We start from the raw sequence: 20,206 nt of genomic DNA on the forward strand, positions 1-20,206 counted from the left end.
CCGGCTGCCGCCGCCTGCACCGCCGCTACGAGCGCAAGCCGGAACACTTCCTCGCCTTCACAGCCATCGCCGCGACCCTCATATGCCACCGCCGACTAGCCAAGTGAAATGACGTCTAAGTAACATCGGGAGATACAGTGAGGCATTCCCTTACGGCATAAGGTGAAGCCACCCGGAAGATCTGGCATAACGAGCAGCGATAGCCGTGGGCATGAAGGCGCGGTCATTGATGTAGCAGCAGGTGGCGAGCAGCCCTAGGGTCCGTCTTCAAAGATCCTCAGATGGTGGATCATGGTTGAGTGGTACGCCGTCACGAACTCACCGATCAAGAGTGGGAGTTACTCGCTCCGCTGATACCGCGGGCTGCCACAGGGCGGCCGCGGGTGGAAGACCGGCAGGTCATCAACGGGATGGTCTACAAGATCCGGACCGGTATCTCCTGGCGTGACCTGCCGGAACGCTACGGGCCGTGGAAGACGGTGTACACCCGCTTCCGCCGCTACGCCCTGGACGGCGTGTTCACCCGTGCCCTGCAGCAGATCCAGGCTCGGGCCGACGCGGCCGGTGACATCGACTGGCTGGTGCAGATCGACTCCACCATCGTGCGCGCCCACCAGCACGCCGCCGCCACCGGCCGAAAAGGGGGCTTCACCGGCCGGACGAACCGGATGATCACGCCCTCGGCCGATCCCGCGGAGGACTGACCACCAAAATCCACCTTGCCTGCGACGGCAAAGGCCGCCCTCTCGCCGTGCTGGTCACCCCGGGCCAGCGGCACGACAGCGTCTGCGCGCGCCCTCTTTTGGAACGGATCCGGGTCCCACGCACCGGCCTGGGCCGACCGCGCTGCCGGCCCGACCATGTCATCGCGGACAAGGCCTACAGCTCCCGCGGCTTCCGCGCCTACCTGCGAAAACGCGGCATCGCGCACACCATCCCGGAGCAGACCGACCAACGGCGGCACCGGCACAATCGCGGTCACCGCGGTGGGCGGCCGCCCGGCTTCGACCGGAAGATCTACCGTCGACGCAACGTCATTGAACGCTGCTTCAACCGGCTCAAAGGCTTCCGTGGCATCGCGACCAGATACGAGAAGACCGCCGCTTCCTACGAAGCGGCGGTCACCCTCGCGTCGTTCCTGCTGTGGGCAAGATCCGTTTGAAGACGGACCTAGAACTGTTCTGAGCGAGCACCGGGAGACCTGACACCCCAACGTCACCTCGCAGCTGCAGACCTCCGACACGGTCACCCCGCACGCCCCAGCGAAATGCGATGTCCCCAACGATCAGAAAGGCCCTGCACGTGCGTAACGCTGAGCGATGATGTTCACAGAGCGACCGAGCTGATCGGGGGATCTGCCATGCATCTGAGCCGAGTTGCGGTGAGCGGCCTGCGCGCGAGCGCAGAAACTCCATTGAGCTGCACCTTTCCCGGCAGATTCAGTGTGCTGATCGGTGCGAACGGCGCCGGCAAGACCACCCTCACAGACGCGCTCTACCTCGCGCACCCCGGAAGCCGGTTCCCCGTTCTGCCGCGGCCGACTTCAGCTGTACTGGCACCACCTGACGCAGGCGTGGAGCGCAGCATCGACATCACCTATGCGCTGGGAGAGACCCTCGAAGCGGAAGGGCGGCTTGGGCGCGAGCTTCACACCACGGGCCACCGACGCCTCGGTGGAGACGCTGAATCCTGGAGTGTCTCCCTGCACCGACAGCTGGGAACGGTCACCTCCCGGCTGGCCAACAAGCACGGAATTGCCCCAAAGCTGGATAAGTTCAAACTCATATACCTGCCCGCCTGGCGCCATCCGCTGGACGAACTGGCCCGACGCGAGGCACGCATCCTGGTCGAGCTGCTGCGAGCCCGACAGCAGGAACTCCACGGCAGTCGCAACCTGGTGGCTCTACGGGCCCGTGCCTCCCGGCTGCTGGAGGACCTTGCCAAAGACAGCCTGATCGACGCCGTAGAAGCACGAATCGGCGAACACTTGGGCAAGCTGTCCGCCGGAGTGAGTCCGCAGTGGCCCTACATCCGTGGCCAAGTCATCGACGACACCTACCTTGCGCGCGTGCTGGAAGTCATGCTCGCCGTCGTCGAAGGCCGCTCCGAGGCCCGTCCCCTGGAGGTCTCCGGACTGGGGTATGTGAACCTGCTGCACATCGCGGTGACATTAGCGGCGATACCCGATTCCACCGAAACGCCCATCGAAACGAAGGACCCACTGGAAAGGCTCGGAGACGGGGAGCCCCTCTCCGAGGAGGAGCAGGCTCGGCAAGCCTTCGAGAACCTGGTCCAAGCCCAAGCCGAGGCAGCATCGGAGGAAGACTCCTTCTTCTCCACGGCCCCCTTCCACGCAACGGTCGTCATCGAGGAGCCCGAAGCGCACCTCCACCCCCAGCTGCAGCACTCGCTGGTCCGCTACCTGCGCAGGACCGTCAAGGCGCGACCTGAGCTGCAGGTGATCCTCTCCAGTCATGCGACCGACATCATCACCGCCTGCGACCCGGAAGAACTCGTCGTCGTACGCCGCACGGAGCAGGGAAGCATCAGTCGCTGCGTGAGAGACGTCGTCCCGCACCAGCATCGCGAGGCCACGCTGCGAATGACCCGACTGCACCTCGACACGAGCCGTTCATCAGCACTCTTCGCTGAACGCCTGCTTCTGGTCGAAGGGGTGACAGAAGGTGCCGTGGTACGAGAGTTCGGCCGGGCCTGGGCCGCAGACGATGATGCGAAGCAAGCCTTCATTGATGCCCTAAGCATCGTCCCCATGGGCACCAAGGTCGGTCAATGGGCTGTCCGCCTCCTGGCGACACACGGCGCAGAGCTGTGCACGAAGCTGGCCATCCTCCGCGACAGCGACAGCGACCTGCCCTTCGACATCGCACGAGACTCGCCCAAGTGGCTCGCCGAGCACGATCCCTCTATCGTCCAAGCCTTTATCAGCCACCCCACACTTGAACCGGCGATCACTCCGGGCAACGAGCATCTCATCGCAGCAGCCCAGCAATCCGTCGACCCGGAGCACCCGCTAGCCGAAGTCACCGTCGAGAGTGTCCGCGCCTACTTCGGGAGCCGACGAACGGGCAAGGACGGAGATGAAGGAGCCAAGGAAGGGCGAGGCGCACGGAGAAAGGCTGAGTTCGCCCTGACGCTCGCCGCCCTGCTGCGTGACGCCACCGACACCGACCGTGCGCAGGCTGACGACCTCGCGCCCGTCCGCGTACCCGACCACCTCAGGAATCTCTTCGACTTCCTCTATCCCGCTGCCCCGGAATCCGTCGCCACCGATCCCGCGGCCGACGAAGATGTCACGGAACCGCCCGCCTGGCTTGCGCCGGACATCATCTGGGATGAGATTCCGGACCCTATCGACTGGGACGACCTCGACGAGCCGGCGTTCTGGCAGGAGCACGAACCCGACCCGGAGGAGGCAGAGTCCGAGCCGGCAATCGTCGTTGGGGAGGAGGCAACGCGCTGGGACGATCTACTCCTCGCACGTCCGGCGCGGCAGGACCACGCGGTGGACCGTGGTCCTGGAGGCTGGCCCACCGCACGAGTAGCGAAACCCGGGCAATGGCCGGGAGCACAGAGCAATGCCTAGGCCCAACGCGGGGATCAACAGCCTCACGCAGCGACAGCTCATGGCTAGCGGCAGTCCACACGCCCGTGTGTACGTGGAAGCAGCGCCTGGTTCGGGAAAGACCACAGTGTCAGCATTGCGGTTCGGACTGCACCGCTATGCCGCCACCACCGACCGGCGGGCAGTCGTAGCCGTCAGCTTCACACGGTCAGCCACCGAGGAACTGCGAAACCGCGTCATCCGGTACTGGGGCCCGTCATCAGTGACCTGGCCGCACCGCATCGTGACCCTGGACACCCTGCTGTGCGACCTTCTCTTCCACCTCCTCCAAGAGGGCGTCCTCCAGTGGCCAGGCGGTCACACCGACCTCGAGGTCCTGGACACATGGCGAACGGCCCTCCCCGCGAAACCCGGGCGCATAAGGCCCGTTCTGAGCGTCGACAGCGGACAGGTCGTCATCAGGACCGTTGACGAATCTCAGTCCGCAAGCCACCCCTCCCTCACGGACTTCAGGCAAGCGATCTCTGAGGGCAGATGCACGCACGACAACGTACGGGAGGCCCTGCAAGGAGCCCTCTCAACCGGCGAGGCAAGGAAAGCACTGACCTCCTACTTCGAGACCACCATACGATCATTGATAGTGGACGAGGTATTCGACGCTAATGACCTGGACAGAAACATCTTCTCGCTGGCCGCGTCAGGGTGCAGGTCACTCACTCTGGTCGGGGACCCGTGGCAAGCCCTCTACCAGTTCAGAGGCGCACGTCCCGCGGCGATGACGACATACATCAGCGAGAACGGCTTCACCACACACCGCCTGGACGAATCATTCCGGTGGGGAAGCGACAGGCAGGCATCACTCGCGAGGCAGCTGCGCCGGCAAATGCCCGTGCAACTGGCCCCGGGCCTCGCTCAGGACGCTGATGTGGTCATTGCACATAGATGGCAGGCGCTTTGGGGCGCCGATCCGCACGTACTCCCCCTTGCCATCAAGCCTGGCGTCGGCCAAGTCCAGGAAGCGATATGCACACTGCTTCTTAACGAGATCACCCAGCATGTGCTCGGCTTGCAGGCAGTATTTCTGCACGACGCTTTGGCCACGCTGGGTCTGGAGAAGGAGGATCTAGCAACAACTCTGCACCCCTGCCTGCAAGATGCCGTCTCTCACCTGAAAGACGGCGCCCCGTCTCGGCAGGTATGGCAGAGTCTCTCGGATGGGTTGACCGATCTCATTCCCGCGCTAGCTCCACAGCGCTACGCACGAAACCCCCTCCTGGCACTGACCCGTCTACAGCTTCGGCTCGGAGATGACCAGCTGGTCCCTGGCCTTACATGCCACCAGTCCAAGGGTCGAGAGTGGAACACGGTGGCCATAAAACTGAGCACCGCAGACATCTCGGCTCTTGCGCTCGGCCTCGACCCTACGGAGGCAGACCATCGCGCCCTCTACGTGGCACTCACGCGAGCGCGCCTCAACACGCTGGCCCTCACATGAAGCGCTCTCGGACAGCGCCGGAGCCCCGTGCTGGCTTGCTCTTGAAGACGTGGCCCTCTGCCCGAATCTCCAGGGAGACGCGACCATGGCGCCCATGAGACTTCATGAATTCCGTCGCGGACAGGTACTTGCAACCCGCGGGTTTCTGCGGGTGGGGCGGCTGTGAGCTGGGTGCGTTGGTGTGTGGAGGCGTAGAGGGCGTCGATGTTCTCGTCGGCGAGGGCGACGGGAAGGGCCACGGACGGCGGGCCGAGCGGTCGGGCCGGTTCACCTCGAACACCACGACATGCTGCGCCAGCAGGTAGCGCGACAGACCCGCTCCGAAGGTACCGGTGCCCTCCACCTCGGCCCGCCGCGCCGTGCCTGACTTGCGGGCCCAGGCGAGCAGCCGGCGATAGCCGACCGCCGTGGCCGGAAAGGACTTGGCGCCCAGGATCTGGCCGAGTGGGCAGACCACAGTGGCGACATGAACCTCGCCGTGCGTGTCCACGCCCAAGACGCCCTCGCCCGGAGCAGGCGGGCCTGTGCTAGCCAGAAGAGGTGCTGCGCTGTCTGGTCGTCATGATGGTGTGCCACCGGCGTGGTGATGTGCTGAGGGGCCGGCACCACCTGCCTGTCGGGCGGTCTGAACCGTGATGGCGCCTGAAAGACGGCAAGGCCCCTATTGGGACACGCCCTGTGGCTCGGTGACAGCAGGCACCACCCGCAACGGCAGTCGGCATGTCCGTGACAAGACACTTCGGTTAAAGGCGTCATGAGTCAGACCCCCGCCCCGAACGGTGCTACGCAACCGTCCCACTGCCCCCAGTGCGACCGCATGACCCGACCGCTCCCTGGAGACTTCGTCCGAACCGGCAGTGAACCTGCTCTGGACGGGACCACGATGAGTTGGCTCCTCGCCCACCCGTGACCGGCATGGACGGACAGCCCAGTGGCCCGCCCTACCAGCGGCCCCTCACCGGCCATCGCACGGGCGGCCTCAAACCCTCATCCTGGGTAACCTGCCAGCCGCAAGTCCCAGAACTACTACGCGGGTTCCCTCGTCGGCTTCCTCCAGCTCCTCCACGAGGTTGGGTGCTCGATACGGAATCGAAGCCGGTAGGCCGACGCGCCGCGCAAGACAACTCACCGGAGCCCGCCAAGGAATTTCCGGGAGGCAATGCACACCACACCTGACGCATCGTCCGACGCGGCAGATAATCTCATCGGGTGGCCCAAGACGTCGCTGCACCGTCGGGACGTGTGTGACTGCGCAGGCGCCAGGGGTGCTCCGGGGCGCGGTGTTCGCGCCGGGTGTGTGCCTCCTTGGGTGGATGGGTGCTGACTGCTTTCGGAGGAACTGCTGGTGGCGCAGATCGACTTCCGTCTCGTCCAGACGGCGGTCATGGGAGGCCGGGATTCGGACCAGCCGGTCATCCTGCCCGAGGAGCCGCACAATCTGGATGAGTTCCGCCGCCAGTTCGGCAAGGACGACTTCTGGTGCGGGACGCTGCTCGGTGGCTGCGGCGAGCGGCTGATGACCAAGCGTTACGAAACGAAGGTCTGTCACTTCTCCCATTTCCCGGACCGCGACGGAAGCCGGGCGGCTTGTCATCGCAAGGCCAACGGCGTCGACAGCGCCGATCACCTGTTCGTCAAGGTGCACGTGACGCAGTGGCTGGCGGGCCAGGGGCACGCGGCGCAGGCCGAGTTGTGCAGCCTCGGGCACGGCCCCGGGGATGCCGTGGACTTCGTGCTGCGTGCCACGAATCAACGCCTGCGCTTCGAGCTGCGGCCCAACGACTACCGCAGCTGGCGTGGAACGGCGGACAGCCTGGCCGCCAAGGAAGGGCACGTCGAGTGGGTCTTCGGGCTGGAGAGCGCCATCACCCGGGATATGACGGCCCGCTACGGCTATGCCCTGCGGGTGCGGTGCGAAACCGACGGCAACAGCCGCCGGGTTCTGATCGGCACCGTCACCGAGAACCGCCCCGTCGCCTGGTCCCCGCTCGAGCGGTGCCGGATGACCGGCGACGGCCTGATCACCCCCGACCTCGACAAACTGCGTAACCGCGGGCTGATCCGCGAGGGCGCCGCGCGCTACGACGCTGTGGCCGGCAGCCTGCCGCTGCGCGGCGCCGAGATCGTCTTCGCGATCGACGGCGAGGCCCGGCCGGACACCGACTCGCCCCTCGTGGAGGGCGGCCGGTACCTGATATCCGGCTTCATCAAACCGACCGGACACCGGATCCTCAGGGCCCAGCTGTCCTTGCCCCACGACACACCCCGCCCCACCGAGCAGTACGTGTACCGGCTGGCGGGCGCGGTGCGCCTGCTGGTCACCGAAGCCGACCGGCCGGGTGAGAACACCCGCTGGGCGGTGCGCGCGGACAGCCTCATCCAGCTCAAGGGCCTGGACGCGGAACGTACCGGCCTGTGGCGTCCCCCCGTCGCCCTGGACGAGCCCCTGCCCGCGCCGAAGCCCGCCACGCGGCCCGCTCCGACCCCCACCGTTCCGGTGCAGTCCCAGGGCAGCCGCACCGCCACACTGTTGCGGCGGGCTCTCGAAGACGTGGCGCGGGAGGGGGCCACCACCACGTGGAATCAGCTGGCCGAGCGGGTCGGCCTGGATCTCGCGCACCTGCCCGATCCCAAGCGCCGGGACCTCCTCGTGGAGGTCGACAAGCCGCGAGATCAGAACCGGTCGCTGTTGTGCGTCCTGGTCCGCGCGCCCTCCGGTCGTCCCCTGTCCTATCTCGCCACCGTGCTGCGCCTGCTCCAAGTCACCGCCCCGGCCTCGGAGTCCGCGCTGTACCGGTGGAGCGACGAGCAGATCCGCGCTGCGCATACGGCGTACGGCCACCGCACTCCTCCCCCACCGGCATCGGCTGCCATTGCGGAGGCGCCCCGCCCCGCGGAAGCGCGGGCTGCCCAGGAACAACTGACCCTCCTCAAGGCCCAGTTGGCCGTGGGCCGTGCCACGTTGCCCCGCGCCACCGGCCGCCGCGCCGCCCGCCTGGCCACCACGGTCAAGGACGGCGAACAGCACCAACGGCTCTATGAGACTGTCCGGCAACGCAGGCAGGAGCTGCGCGCGTGGCAACGCGAGAGCGAGCGGCTCCTGAGCGACCTCGACCGCCTCATTGGCCACCCTCTGCCGACGTCTGCTCCCCCGAAGAAAAGCACGCCCGCCGTCCCGCCCGCCGCCGCGAAGAGCCCCGTCTCGCCGGGGAAGGACCAGCGCACGTTCCAGGCACAGGCGACAGCAGACATCGCCCGTCTGACGCAGCTGTTCAAGCAGGCCCATGATGCCGACGACCTGAACGAGGCCAGACGGATCCGCAAGGAGGTCTCACGGATCGCCACGGATCGCCTGTCCGGTGAGCCACGGCAGAACCTCCTACTACTCCGCACCGACCTGCAGACCTGGATCAACACCCGTGAAGCAGCAGCCGCCCACGCGGCGCTGCGCACCTTGTTCGCCGATCTCGCGACGGCCGGCCCCGCCCCCACGCCTCTCGCCCTGCGCAGTGCCCTGGCCCACTCGAAGATTCTCAAGCGACGCTGCCCCGGACCCCTGCCGCAGGACCTCCACACGGCGCTCACCCGCCTGGAAGCCCAGGTCAACGGCGAATCGGTGACTCCAGACGAGGGAGCCCCCCTGTCGGCGACCCACCCGTCACCCAGCGGCGCGCCGCCTTCCGAGTCTGCCGCTTTCGCAGAAGCCCGAGCGGAGTTCGCGTGGCTCGTGACGGAGATCCGTGCCGCGCAGGAGACCGGCGACCTAGCTGCGGTCCAGGCCGCGCGCCACTTGGCCGGACCCATCTACGGCCGGCGTCTGTCGCCCGAAGACCGTGCCACCTACACGCCGTTGATGCGCGAGGTGAAGGCGTGGTGCCAGAAACAGGATCCGAACTCGGACCCGATCCTGCACCGTATCCGTCAAGTCCTCGCCGAACTCGGCCGTGCCGACAACGGCCTGGCCACCGAGCAACTCGCCGCATTCCTTGACGAGATCAGCTCGCTGCGTTGTCAGTTGGACCGGCGCCTACCGGTGCTCGAAGAGGTTCAGGTCAAGCGGTGGAAGCGCCAGCTCAAGGCCCGCGCCTCGAGCGCGCCGCGTCGTGCCGCACCGCGCGCGGCGGACCCGGCAAGGGCCGTCCCCGGTCCCAAGGCCACGGCACCGTCTCCCCCGGACCGTCTGCCGATCGAGACCATCGACAAGCTGGCCACCATCGCCCGGGACGTCCTCAAGGACGCGGCGCGCAGCGGCGGGTCACTTCTGACGTGGGGTGACCTGCGGCTGCGGATGGCGGGCGGGCTGCCGCACCTGCACCCGGACGACCAAGGTGAACTCCTGGTCGCTGTCGACCGGGATACACCGGTCGGTGAACCGCTGCTGTCCACACTCGTCGCGAGCTCGGACGCCTCGCTGCACTGGCTCTACCGCCACGTCCGCTTCAGCCTCGGCCGCGAACGCATACCCGAACCAGACCTTCCCGCCCACTGGGCCGCCGAAGTCCTGCGCCTGCGCCAAACCTGGCGCCACCGCTGACCTGCGGCACTCAGCGAACGGCGTCCGGGCCAAGCCGGCCCGCCGTTCAGCTCGGTCGCGGACATCCGCCGGCCCCGGGTCGCTGCACTGGTCCGCCACGACTGCACGCGGTTACAGGTAGACACCGAGCTCGTAGTGGGACACCCCGGCGTACACGGTCACGGTGCCGTCGTCGTGCGTCTCGCCCCAGGGGCGCTCCGGGAGTGAGATGTCCAGGAAGCTGCCGGAGCAGCCCTCGCAGCAGTCGAAATGGTCCTGCCACGCTGTCACGTCCGTTTCGGTGCGAGGGTTGCGCATCGTATGGACGTCGTGACCGCTGCACTCGTCGTTCGGGCACGGTGCGCCGTGGCCACAGTCCGCGGTGCCGCACGGGCAGGGACGGTTGCACCCGACCGGTTCCCAGTCCTGTGTGATCACGGCGCGTTCTCGGGGTGACGTCCGATCCGCTGTCAGGGCTGCCACGACGTCCTGCCGGGACGCCCCGGTCGCTTTCTGCACGGCGTCCGTGAGCGCGACCACGTTGCCGAGGTCGGGATCAGTGCCCGAAAGCCATACGGTCGGTGAGCCGGACGAGTCGGCCTCGTTGCGGTACAGCCTCGCGAAGAACGAACGCGTCCCCGTGTCGTATCCCCAGTCGCTGCCCCGCTCCCAGCCGCGAAGCGGCAGAGCGAGGGTGAAGTCCTCGACGATTCGCTGCCCTTGTGGCACGTAGAGCGCGGTCATACGGTGCCAGAGGCAATGCGCCAGATCGCCGTGGGCGATGGCGGTGCAGGCGTCGTTGAGGGCCGGATTCCCTCGGCAGCGCCGCTTGGTGCGATGGGTACGGCAATACGTCTGCGTCGCCTCGATGAGCTGGTCGCACTGCCGTCCCCCCGTGTCGCTGGGTGCCATACAGCGCTGGCGGTGCGCGGCGGCAGGGTGGCGATTGGCCAGCGTGCCGTCGGCCCGCTGCTGTTCGATCTCGCGGTGGATCCGGGCCACGCTCTCATTGCGCGCCGCGCCCTGCAGGGGGTAGACGGTGCCTTTCGTCGTCAGCAGGTTCGTGAACGTGTCCGGGGCGAGTTGCGGCTCCAGCAGCAGCCGCAGATCGTCCTCGCGGACCGGGTACTCCACCGCTTCACCCGACGGGAGGACGCTGCGCAGGCGTCGGCTGGTGACCAGTTCGAGCCACAGCTCCAGCATCAGTTCGCAGTCATCAGAAATGGGCTGGAAGAACCAGCGCTCCTCCGCGTCAGAGATGGTGCGGATGCCGCGGTGGGCCTCGGTCCGGGACGCTGTCTTCGCCCGTTCCCGCAGTCCCTGGGCGCCCGCCAAGGTGGTGAGGTCCAGACGCGCCGCACGAGATGCACCGCCGCCGACCACATGACGGGCGGCATACAGCGTGTCCACCGTCTTCGCGGCCAGCACGCCGACGTCCACCACGTCGCCGTAGGTCCGCAGGCATCGGTAGTCGCCGTCGAAGAGATTGTGGCCGATGATCAGGTCGACGTCTCCGGCTGCGGCACGGAGGTCCGACAGATTCTGATCTCGGAACGTGTGAAAGGCTGCTTGCCGCCAGAATTCCTGTCCCGGCATGTCGGCGGCGTCCTGTCGTTCCATCACCAAGAAGCCGACGACGTCGATATCCCAGCGCTCGGGCAGGCTCCGGCCCGCTACCCGTGCATAGTCCACATCCAGCACTCCCACCGTGCGGGGAGAACCCGGGGGCAGCCGCCGTACCGCAGGCGTGCGATAGACGGGCGCGTGGCCATACCTGTCGGCGTCCACGATGCTCGGGTCCGGCGCCACAATCGGAGTCCACGCCTCCAAGTCCTCCGCGCTGGCATAGGCGCCGTCACTTCCTCCGTGCGTACACACCGAGTGCGCCACGTAGAAGGTGAACCCCCGTCGCCGCAGATCCAACGCACCTGGATCGCCAGCGAGTTGACCCTCGGAAAACACCCACAGGTAGACCGGAACGGCCAGGTCGGACCGCAGGTACCACCCCGCTTGGAGCGGCGCCCGAGGGGAATCGACCTGCGGGACGAAATCGGATGAGTATCCGGCGGGAGGCTGCGCCGTGAACTCCAAGAGTGGCTGGCCGGACTCCCGACCCGCGTCGACCAACGCCTGAAAGGTCCACCCTCGCGACGGCACCCGCGGGCCACCGAGTTCGATCACGGAGGGCAGTTGCTCGTGCGGGGCAACCCCACCGGTGCGCCGGGCCCGCGACGGCGGCTTCTTCTTCCTCTTCTTCGGCATGCGCCGGACAGTAGCGACCCCCTCTGACAACGGCCCGCGCCTCGAGCAGCGGCCAGGTGAAGCACACCGCCACTCGTGCGAACTGGTTCCTCACATCAGCGCGTTGCCGTGCGCCCGCACAGCCCAAGGTCCGCCCCGATGCTGAGGCCGCCTCCGTGTTCGCTGATGCGCCAGTGTTGACATGTGGTCGGCAATGCTCCCCTTCGGCAGCGCCCCGGCTGAAGCCTGGCGCCTAGCGAAGACCATCCAGGACGTCCTCGAGCAGGTGGAACCGGACGCGTTCCTGTTCAAGTCGCACGTGGTGGCCGAACTCCCCGTCCACAAGGCTGTCGTAGACGTCGGCTTCGTCCGGTGTGAGCGTCCCGAGGTGCTCGTGGGCGGGGACATCTTCCTTCACCCACTGCCCTCGGTGCTCCAGGAGAATGCGCCTGTTCATCAGGATGGACTGGGTGTGCGGGAAGGCCCGGCGGAGCCGGTCGAGGATGGTGAAGCCGTGGGTGTCCAGGTCGCCCCAGTAGACCAGGCGTACGTCGTGCAGCCAGGCCAGGGCAGACAGTTGAGTGACGGCATAGCCGCCGCCGTGGATGACGATGCTGTGCGGCTGGTCGGGGAAGGCGAGGTAGGTGGTTTCGTTTTCGACGACGTACACGGTCGTGATGCCGTGGGGCGGCACGGTGAACTCGTCTGCGCGCACGGTGAGTTCGCTGAAGCCACTCGGCGAGGCGCCACCCAGTATCCGGAACCGTAGGTAGGCGGGCTTGCGCAGGAAGCGGAAGCGGGCGGCGAAGTCGGTGCGCGCGACCTCGGTGTTGATGCAGTCCTCAGGCAGGCAGTGCTCCAGCAGGGTGGTCAGGATGGCACGGTGGTGTTCGATGAACTTGGTGTCCACGCCGGGCACATCCAGCTGGCGCAGGTAGACGGCCGGGCCGCGGTAGTCGGTGATCCACCGGACCGTGGCCTGGAGGCGGGGCCAGTCGACTTCCCGCTGGACGACCTTCATCGGGTGCTCGGCCATCCACGCGGCCAGCAGGGGCAGGTTCTCGCGGGCGGCGGCCAGGAGGGACGTGTAGCGGGTGACCGTGTTGGTGACGCCGAGGAGTTGGAACAGGTCGTCGCGGTGGTCGATCCAGGCCCGGGCGGGGGCGTTGTTCACGCCGGCGAGGCGTCCGCCGAGCTTCCGGTACTCGATGCGCAGGTGCCGGTGTTTGTCAGGGGCCCATGAGGTGGCCCAGGCGAGGACGTCGTCGTAGTGCTGGGTGATGTCGCCGGCCTTCGGGCCGCGCAGGGGAATGGCGAGTGGGTCGAAGTCCGTACCGGCGGCGACCCGACTGAGGAACTCGCCGCGCTCCCAGCGTTTGCGCAGGCGGGCGATGACGTCGCGGGGTGTGGTCCAGGTGGAGGTGGAGGTGGCCGCCATGTCAGTGGTCCTGTCCGGTGGCGGGCTGTCCGGCGGTCAGGGCGTGGGCGAGGCGTTCTCGGCGGTACTGGGCGATAGTCAGGGTGCGCAGGCGGGAGTGGTGTCCAGTGGGGTTGTCGACGAAGCCGACGGCGGACACATACGGCTCGATGACGTGGATCTTCTGCAGTGGGGTGACGATGAGGAGTTGCAGGCCCAGGCGCTTGAAGAGGTCCAGGGCGAAGCGGGCGGATTCCTCGGAGCCGCGGCCGAAGGCTTCGTCGATGACCACGAAACGGAAGGTGCGGCTCCTGCTGGCGGTGGTGTCGAGCTTGAACTGGTAGGCGAGGGAGGCTGCCAGGATGGTGTAGGCGAGTTTCTCCTTCTGCCCGCCGGACTTGCCGCCGGAGTCGGAGTACACCTCGTACTCACTGTCGTCCTCGCGGCGGCGTTCGCTGGCGCTGAAGACGAACCAGTAGCGCACGTCGGTGACGCGCCTGGTCCAGGCTCGGTCGGCATCCGTGTGGCCTTCGCGGCCCTTGAAGCGTTCGATCAGGCGCTGGACCTGGTGGAACTTCTCTTCCGAGTACAGGTCGGAGTCGTCGCCCGAGAGGACGTCGTCGGTGCAGGCGCGCAGTTCGGCGGTAAAGTCGCGGATCTCGGTGTTGGGGGTCTTCTCGGGCTGGAGCATGATGTAGCGGCCCGGGTTGTAGTCGATGTCGGCCAGCGACTCGTTGATGGTGGTGATCCGTTCGCCGATCTCATCGGCCCAGTTGTTCAACTGCGCGTGGAATCCTGCGATTTCGCGGATCACGTTGGTCTTCAGGTAGGTGCGGAACTGCTCTTCGAAGCGCGGCAGGTCGTCGGCGACGAGCTGGCGGTGCAGGGCGCGGTAGCCGGCGGCGGAGGCGACGGAGTCGTCGAGCTCGTTGGTCTCGGCCGGGTAGTCGGTGCGGAAGGTGCGCATCTGGGAGGCGATCGCCTGGGCGAGGCGGGTCTGCTCCTTGCTCCACCGGTTCTTTCGCGCCGTCCCCTCCTCGCGCAGCCGGGTCTCGGCGCGGATGCACTCCTGGGCGGTGGCGCAGGTGAGTCGGGCTTCGGTCAGGCGGTGTTCGAGGGCGGGGAAGTGGGCTTGGGCGTCGGTGGCGGCCGGCTCGGCGAGGATGGCGCGTGCTTCGTCGCGGGCGCATTCGGCGGCGTCGCGTTCGCCGTCGATGCGGCCCCAGCTCTGTGTCGCGCTCGCGTAGGCCGCTTCCTGCTGCTTGATTTTACCGGCGATCTTGTCCAGTTGGCGGGTGAGTTCGTTCAGGTCCTTGGAGTCGGCCTGCAGGCGCTGCTTCTCCTCGGTCAGCTCGGCAATGTGCCGCACGACGGAAGGCCAGTCGATCTCGCTGAACTCCCCCATGGCCGCCAGCCGATCGAGGACCTTGTCGCGGGTGATGGCACCCTCGTGAGCACCTTCCAGGCCGCGTTTCATGTCGGCCGTCTCGCGCTGGGCTGCATGGACTTTGCCTGCCTGGTCCAGGAGGGCATCGATCTTTGCCTGGTTCGTCCAGCCGAGCGCGTAGGTGCTGCGGTCGTCGATGCGGGTGGTGTCGTTCTTCTCGTGGCGGCCCCGCGCCCCCTTGATCAAACCCTGTGCGGTCAGGGCGAGTTCGGCGTTCCGGAAGTCGTCCATGGTGGCCACGCAGGTGTGCGAGGCACGTCGTTCGAGTTCGCCGGCCAGCCACTCGGCGAAGGGCGAGTCGCCGCGGATTTCAAGCTTGGTGAACAGCGCGGTCGAAGGGGCCGGCGGCGTGCGCCGGGCCGGGGTGTGGTCGGGGACGCGGAAGTAGACCAGCTTCGTGCCCAGGTGGTGGTCGTTGATCCACTCGGAGACGCGGGCGTACTGGCCTTGGGGGACGACGAGGGACAGTGCGAAGCTGCGCAGTAGCCGCTCGGCGGCGCCGGCCCAGGTCTGTTCTTCGTCGCGGACCTGGATGAGTTCGCCGACGAAGGGCAGCGTGCTTTCTTCGATACCGAGTTCCTGGCACAGGAGGGTGCGAACCTGAAGCTGTTTGCGGGGGATGTTGCTGCGGCGGGAACGCAGGCTGACCAGGTCCTCGTTGATGTCCTGGGCCTGCTGGTGAAGGCGATCGGCCTGAACGGCGAGCTTCTCCAGGGCCGCTCGCGTCTCCTTCTTGTCCGCGGCGACGTCGTGTTGGGCCCGGGAGATCTCCTCAAGGCGGTCGGTGAACTGGGCCTGATCACTGACCGGGGCCAGTCCGGCCTGTTTCAGCAGGTGGGCGTGGTCGCGGGCGAGCCTTTCGCGCGCGATGCGCAGCCGCTCCGCCTCCTCGATCTGGCGTTTCAGTTCGCCAAGGCGCCCGCCACCCAGGCCCTCACGCTCAAGTTCCCACCGGCGTTCCTGGCCGCGCAGGCGCTCCAGCTCCTCCTGGGCAGCCTTCTTCTCACCCTCCAGACGCATCAGCGACCGTTCCATCTCGGCGCGTTCGGCCTCGTGGAGAACCGCCGTACGCGCGGCCATGAAGTACCGTAGCGCAGCCTGCTCGGCCTCGGCTTCCTCGATCCGGGCGGCCAGGTCCTCGTAGGTGTCACAGTCCGCGAGCAGCGGGGTGAGGGCTTCGATCTGGGCTCGGGCGCGCTGCACGGAGTTGTAGGTGGTGGTCAGGGCGTCGAAGTGGCTGACGATGTTGTCGGTCATCGCGGCCGCGTCGAACGGCTCGAGCATGTGGCTGCGCACGAAGTCGTCCAGGCTGCCCACCGACTTCATCGACACCGTCTGGTGGAAGAGCTCCAGGGCTTGCTCGGACTCGATGCCCATCCGGCGCCGTAGGTCCTTGCTGTAGGGCGGGAACGACTTGTGGACACGGACATCGCTGGCTTCGAGGCGCTTCTTCAGGGCCCGCACTTCGGTGCCGAAGTCCGCGAAGTCACCGGCCACGGACAGGGCCCGATCCGCGACCAGGAACAGCCGTTCGGGGCTGGTGGCGTTGGCGTCAGGCAGCCAGAACACCTGGCCCACCGTGACGGTCAATTCCAGCGCGGCGTTGTGGAACACGCCCAGGATGACCGAGTAGCTGCCGGGCTTGCGCAGCGCCACCGGCTTGGTGGCACCGGTCTCTTCGTTGCGTTCGGACTTGTAGTGGCCCAGCACATAGGAGCGCAGGCTGCGCTCGCCGCTCTCCGCTCCGGCAGCCCGGTTGTAGGCGATCCTGCGGGCGGGCATGAACAAGGTGGTGATCGCGTCCACCAAGGTGGACTTGCCGGAACCGATGTCCCCGGTCAGCAGCGCGTTGGCGCCGGCGAGGCCGAACGACCACACGTGCTTGTCGAACGTGCCCCAGTTGTAGACCTCCAGGCGCTCCAGCCGAAACCCGGCCGCGGCGAAGGTGGCGGGGATGGGCGGGTCGGCAGGGCCAGACTGAACGGGGATCACTGCGTATTCTCCTGAACGATGTGGGAGGCCGCGTACTGGGCCAGGTTGGTCTCGAAGTCGGCGAGCCACTGCCCGTCGACGAAAGCTTTGATGATCCGCTGCACCTCGAACAGCTGCTCCTGTCCGCGGGCGCGGCGCAGGAACTGCAGATCCACCACCTTGTTGATGTGGCCATCGATCTGGTCGACCAGGCGCGCCTCGTTACTGCTGGCCGGGAGGAACGTACGGATCATCTCGACGATCTCGTCCCGGGTGATCATGAGGCGGGTGCCGTCGGCGCTGGCGTCGAACTCCGCGAGCCGCTTGCGCAGCAGCACGATCAGCAGACTGACGGGGTAGGACAGTGAACGGCGCGGAATCAACCGCGGCGGCGCCATGCGAGGGTCCCGGACAGCGTCCTCGTCGTCGGGCATCGACTGCAGGAAGGCGTAGCCCTCCATCTCGTCGATCACCACGCGCAGCCCCATGACCTCGACGTAGTCCTTCACCCGAGCACTCAGGTGCACCAGCGCGTCCCAGGCCCGCTCGTGCTGGTCCCGGAAGAGCGGACCCTTCAGCAACTGGTTGACCGGCAAGGAGAGGGTGTACGGCTGTGGGGCGGGAGTGGAAGGCGTCGTCATCGCCCCTCCTTCTTCTGGTCGGTGGCCCAGGCGATGCCGGGGTTGATGCGGGCGAAGGTAACGACGGGCACGGTGGCGACCTGCTGGACGTCGTCCTCGCCGATCCACGTGATCTCTTCTTGGCGGTGGTCGTCGAAGACCGTGGCGAACCCGTCGTCGGGCAGCGCGAAGTAGGCGACCAACTCGGCAAGCCCCTGCTCCAGGGGGTGCTCACGCAGCGTCTCGGCCAAGGACACCTGCGTGCGCGCGCCGAGGGCGTCGTGGACGGCTGCCGTGAGCCGAGCGGGATCGACGTAGACCGCCTCGAACAGCGCGTCGGCGGCGAACTCCTCGTCCCCCGCTTCGATGCCAGTGCTGTCGATCGGTGTCTTGACCAGCGGCGTATACAACGGCCGTTCCATCGGAAGCGCGATGGCCGGGGCCGCTGTGTCGATCTCGGCGACCAGATCCACACCCGGCACGTCTCGCAGCGCCAGTGCGTGGGTCTCGATCGCGCGTACCAGCTCCAGGACACGGCGGTCTTCCGAGCGCACCTGGTCATCGAGGAATCGGCGTAGCTGATCCGACAGCTGCCGCACGGTGGCCTGGGTACGCTCGGCGGCCTCCAGCCAGTCCCGGGGCATACGTCGCATGCGCGGATCGGGTTCGTCGATGGCCTCCATCGCCTCGACCTCGGCCAGCAGCGCCTTGAGCTCGTCCTGACGGCTCGGCGCGAGCAGGAAGTCGTAGAACGCCTGGAAAGTCCGGCCCTGGTCCGACTCCGCGATGCTCTCGCGGCTGCCCAGCACCTCATCCAGCAGTTCACCCTTGGCCCCGTCCCAAGCCGCGATCTTGCTCCGCAGATCGCGGTCCAGATCCCGGAAATTCGCCTCGACCTCACGGAAGTCAGCCAGAAGCCCATGCGCCGTATCGGTCACCTGCTGATAACGGTCCCGCAGCGCCGCGCTGTCCAGAACATCCACCTCGCCGGCCTCAACCCGCTCGATCTCCAGGTCGATTTCGTGACGGCGCCGCCTGAGTTCAGCCAGCCGCGCCTCCGGATCGGTTTCCGTCCCGAACGTCATCTGCCGCAAGAGATCGAAGATCGTATTCAGGCGCGACTCCGTACCGACGAACGAACGCTCCTCAAGTGACCTGATCCACGAGATGGCCTTCTCGACCGCGGCCGTGGCGTCATAGTGTGGCTCGTCCGAATCCGGCGGGTAATACTTGCGCAGCCAGCCGTTCCCTGGCGCCGACCAGTCGTCCAGATACGCCTTGGCGGACTGGGGAAACGTCCGGTGCCCCAGCCGCTCATTGAGCGCGAACAACTCGTCATCCAGCCGCTCGACAAGTTCCGCACCAGCAACCGAGCGCGCCCCCTGCTCGACGAACACCCTGTTGAGGAAGCTCAGCATCAACGCCGCATTGTTGGCCGTCAGCAGCCGCCACGCTGCGCTCTGCTTCCGCAAGACGACCAGGCGGTCGTAGTCCAACTCCATACATCCTCACCTCTCACTACCCCAGGAGGTACGACCGCATTTCCCCACCAACAGCGAGAACGCAAGCCCCACCCGGCACGCACTCATGCCCGCGCGGCCGCGCACAGGCATTCCGTGCCGGCCACAAAGAACCGTAGAGCCCACCACTGACAACGGGGATTCGCAGGAGAGGCGACCGGATGGTTCACAGGCAGTCTCGAGGAAGGAAGGCAGCAGGCCAGAGAGCGTACAGATCTGGATTCCGGATCGTTCCCGATGCTCATCCCCACAGCATCATGCGAACGAAATTTCGAATCCCTTCCTGAAGACTTCTTGCCCGCCCGCCGATTCTGCAAGCATCCTGCGTCATCAAGTCTTGGGCCATGCCGCCTGCCGGACGCAGGGCCGCGCTACCGAATCTTGATCGTGCCCGGTCAGGACTGGACAGAGAGTGCCGTCTAGAGATCGGGCCACCGGAAAGCGCGGGAGACGACCTCGCCCCGAGCGGGCGGGGCCTGTGCTAGGGTCCGTCTTCAAAGATCCTCAGATGGTGGATCATGGTTGAGTGGTACGCCGTCACGAACTCACCGATCAAGAGTGGGAGTTACTCGCTCCGCTGATACCGCGGGCTGCCACAGGGCGGCCGCGGGTGGAAGACCGGCAGGTCATCAACGGGATGGTCTACAAGATCCAGACCGGTATCTCCTGGCGTGACCTGCCGGAACGCTACGGGCCGTGGAAGACGGTGTACACCCGCTTCCGCCGCTACGCCCTGGACGGCGTGTTCACCCGTGCCCTGCAGCAGATCCAGGCCCACGCCGACGCGGCCGGTGACATCGACTGGCTGGTGCAGATCGACTCCACCATCGTGCGCGCCCACCAGCACGCCGCCGCCACCGGCCGAAAAGGGGGCTTCACCGGCCGGACGAACCGGACGATCACGCCCTCGGCCGATCCCGCGGAGGACTGACCACCAAAATCCACCTTGCCTGCGACGGCAAAGGCCGCCCTCTCGCCGTGCTGGTCACCCCGGGCCAGCGGCACGACAGCGTCTGCGCGCGCCCTCTTTTGGAACGGATCCGGGTCCCACGCACCGGCCTGGGCCGACCGCGCTGCCTGCCCGACCACGTCATCGCGGACAAGGCCTACAGCTCCCGCGGCTTCCGCGCCTACCTGCGAAAACGCGGCATCGCGCACACCATCCCGGAGAAGACCGACCAACAGCGGCACCGGCACAATCGCGGTCACCGCAGTGGGCGGCCGCCCGGCTTCGACCGGAAGATCTACCGTCGACGCAACGTCATTGAACGCTGCTTCAACCGGCTCAAAGGCTTCCGTGGCATCGCGACCAGATACGAGAAGACCGCCGCTTCCTACGAAGCGGCGGTCACCCTCGCGTCGTTCCTGCTGTGGGCAAGATCCGTTTGAAGACGGACCC

Annotated in this window: 11 protein-coding genes and 2 pseudogenes; 6 read left to right on the forward strand and 7 right to left on the reverse strand. The window is 66.9% G+C overall.

The genetic code is table 11. The annotated features are described in order from the left end of the window. From ACZ5CZ_RS19195 to ACZ5CZ_RS19210, 4 genes and pseudogenes are all read left to right on the forward strand, one after another. Positions 1-107: pseudogene (locus ACZ5CZ_RS19195) on the forward strand (IS5/IS1182 family transposase); the annotation flags it as partial. A 192-nt stretch (positions 108-299) separates the two neighbouring features. After that, positions 300-1,162 (forward strand): IS5 family transposase gene (locus ACZ5CZ_RS19200; RefSeq protein ID WP_468944226.1). Its coding sequence is split into 2 segments (ribosomal slippage): positions 300-669 and positions 669-1,162, totalling 864 coding nucleotides; the frame shifts between segments, so codons are not numbered across the junction. Positions 1,163-1,360: 198 nt separating this feature from the next. Continuing rightward, complete coding sequence (locus ACZ5CZ_RS19205; protein ID WP_468944229.1) at positions 1,361-3,604, forward strand: ATP-dependent nuclease; 2,244 nt, start codon at positions 1,361-1,363, stop codon at positions 3,602-3,604. Then, the gene (locus tag ACZ5CZ_RS19210) at positions 3,597-5,078 is read left to right on the forward strand and encodes a UvrD-helicase domain-containing protein (protein WP_468944232.1); all 1,482 of its coding nucleotides are present in this window, start codon (positions 3,597-3,599) and stop codon (positions 5,076-5,078) included. Before ACZ5CZ_RS19205 ends, ACZ5CZ_RS19210 begins: the two co-directional genes overlap by 8 nt. Here the strand turns inward: ACZ5CZ_RS19210 and ACZ5CZ_RS19215 are convergent. Then, positions 5,030-5,317, reverse strand: a complete 288-nt coding sequence (locus ACZ5CZ_RS19215) for a histidine phosphatase family protein (RefSeq protein ID WP_468944644.1) — start codon at positions 5,315-5,317, stop codon at positions 5,030-5,032. The two genes, ACZ5CZ_RS19210 and ACZ5CZ_RS19215, sit on opposite strands and share 49 nt — an antisense overlap. Before the next feature lie 80 nt (positions 5,318-5,397). Further along, positions 5,398-5,568: pseudogene (locus ACZ5CZ_RS19220) on the reverse strand (IS110 family transposase); the annotation flags it as partial. 855 nt (positions 5,569-6,423) lie between these two features. On the opposite strand from ACZ5CZ_RS19220, the gene ACZ5CZ_RS19225 reads away from it, so the two are divergent. Next, complete coding sequence (locus ACZ5CZ_RS19225; RefSeq protein ID WP_468944234.1) at positions 6,424-9,612, forward strand: hypothetical protein; 3,189 nt, start codon at positions 6,424-6,426, stop codon at positions 9,610-9,612. Between the two features lie 111 nt (positions 9,613-9,723). Here ACZ5CZ_RS19225 and ACZ5CZ_RS19230 read toward each other — a convergent pair whose 3' ends face one another. The 5 genes from ACZ5CZ_RS19230 to ACZ5CZ_RS19250 all read right to left on the reverse strand — a co-directional run bounded on the left by ACZ5CZ_RS19230 (position 9,724) and on the right by ACZ5CZ_RS19250 (position 18,789). After that, entirely contained in the window at positions 9,724-11,853 is a 2,130-nt protein-coding gene (locus tag ACZ5CZ_RS19230) for a hypothetical protein (RefSeq protein ID WP_468944237.1), read from the reverse strand. A gap of 232 nt (positions 11,854-12,085) precedes the next feature. After that, positions 12,086-13,270, reverse strand: a complete 1,185-nt coding sequence (locus ACZ5CZ_RS19235) for a Wadjet anti-phage system protein JetD domain-containing protein (protein ID WP_468944240.1) — start codon at positions 13,268-13,270, stop codon at positions 12,086-12,088. Position 13,271: 1 nt separating this feature from the next. Beyond that, a complete protein-coding gene (locus tag ACZ5CZ_RS19240) occupies positions 13,272-16,757 on the reverse strand; it encodes an ATP-binding protein (RefSeq protein ID WP_468944242.1) in 3,486 nt (1,161 codons plus the stop codon). Further along, a complete protein-coding gene (locus tag ACZ5CZ_RS19245; RefSeq protein WP_468944244.1) occupies positions 16,685-17,308 on the reverse strand; it encodes a DUF4194 domain-containing protein in 624 nt (207 codons plus the stop codon). The genes ACZ5CZ_RS19240 and ACZ5CZ_RS19245 overlap by 73 nt, the downstream gene beginning before the upstream one ends. Continuing rightward, a complete protein-coding gene (locus tag ACZ5CZ_RS19250; protein WP_468944247.1) occupies positions 17,305-18,789 on the reverse strand; it encodes a DUF3375 domain-containing protein in 1,485 nt (494 codons plus the stop codon). Before ACZ5CZ_RS19250 ends, ACZ5CZ_RS19245 begins: the two co-directional genes overlap by 4 nt. A 544-nt stretch (positions 18,790-19,333) precedes the next feature. Between ACZ5CZ_RS19250 and ACZ5CZ_RS19255 the strand changes: the two genes are divergently transcribed. Continuing rightward, positions 19,334-20,196 (forward strand): IS5 family transposase gene (locus ACZ5CZ_RS19255; protein ID WP_468944249.1). Its coding sequence is split into 2 segments (ribosomal slippage): positions 19,334-19,703 and positions 19,703-20,196, totalling 864 coding nucleotides; the frame shifts between segments, so codons are not numbered across the junction. Positions 20,197-20,206: the final 10 nt, after the last annotated feature.

Source organism: Streptomyces sp. NPDC031418, assembly GCF_055581605.1.

Excerpts from the sequence above, each read along its gene's own strand:
- ACZ5CZ_RS19250 (WP_468944247.1), bottom strand. The coding sequence starts at position 18,789 with ATGGAGTTGGACTACGACCGCCTGGTCGTCTTGCGGAAGCAGAGCGCA.
- ACZ5CZ_RS19245 (WP_468944244.1), bottom strand. The coding sequence starts at position 17,308 with ATGACGACGCCTTCCACTCCCGCCCCACAGCCGTACACCCTCTCCTTG.
- ACZ5CZ_RS19235 (WP_468944240.1), bottom strand. The coding sequence starts at position 13,270 with ATGGCGGCCACCTCCACCTCCACCTGGACCACACCCCGCGACGTCATC.
- ACZ5CZ_RS19230 (WP_468944237.1), bottom strand. The coding sequence starts at position 11,853 with ATGCCGAAGAAGAGGAAGAAGAAGCCGCCGTCGCGGGCCCGGCGCACC.
- ACZ5CZ_RS19210 (WP_468944232.1), top strand. The coding sequence starts at position 3,597 with ATGCCTAGGCCCAACGCGGGGATCAACAGCCTCACGCAGCGACAGCTC.
- ACZ5CZ_RS19205 (WP_468944229.1), top strand. The coding sequence starts at position 1,361 with ATGCATCTGAGCCGAGTTGCGGTGAGCGGCCTGCGCGCGAGCGCAGAA.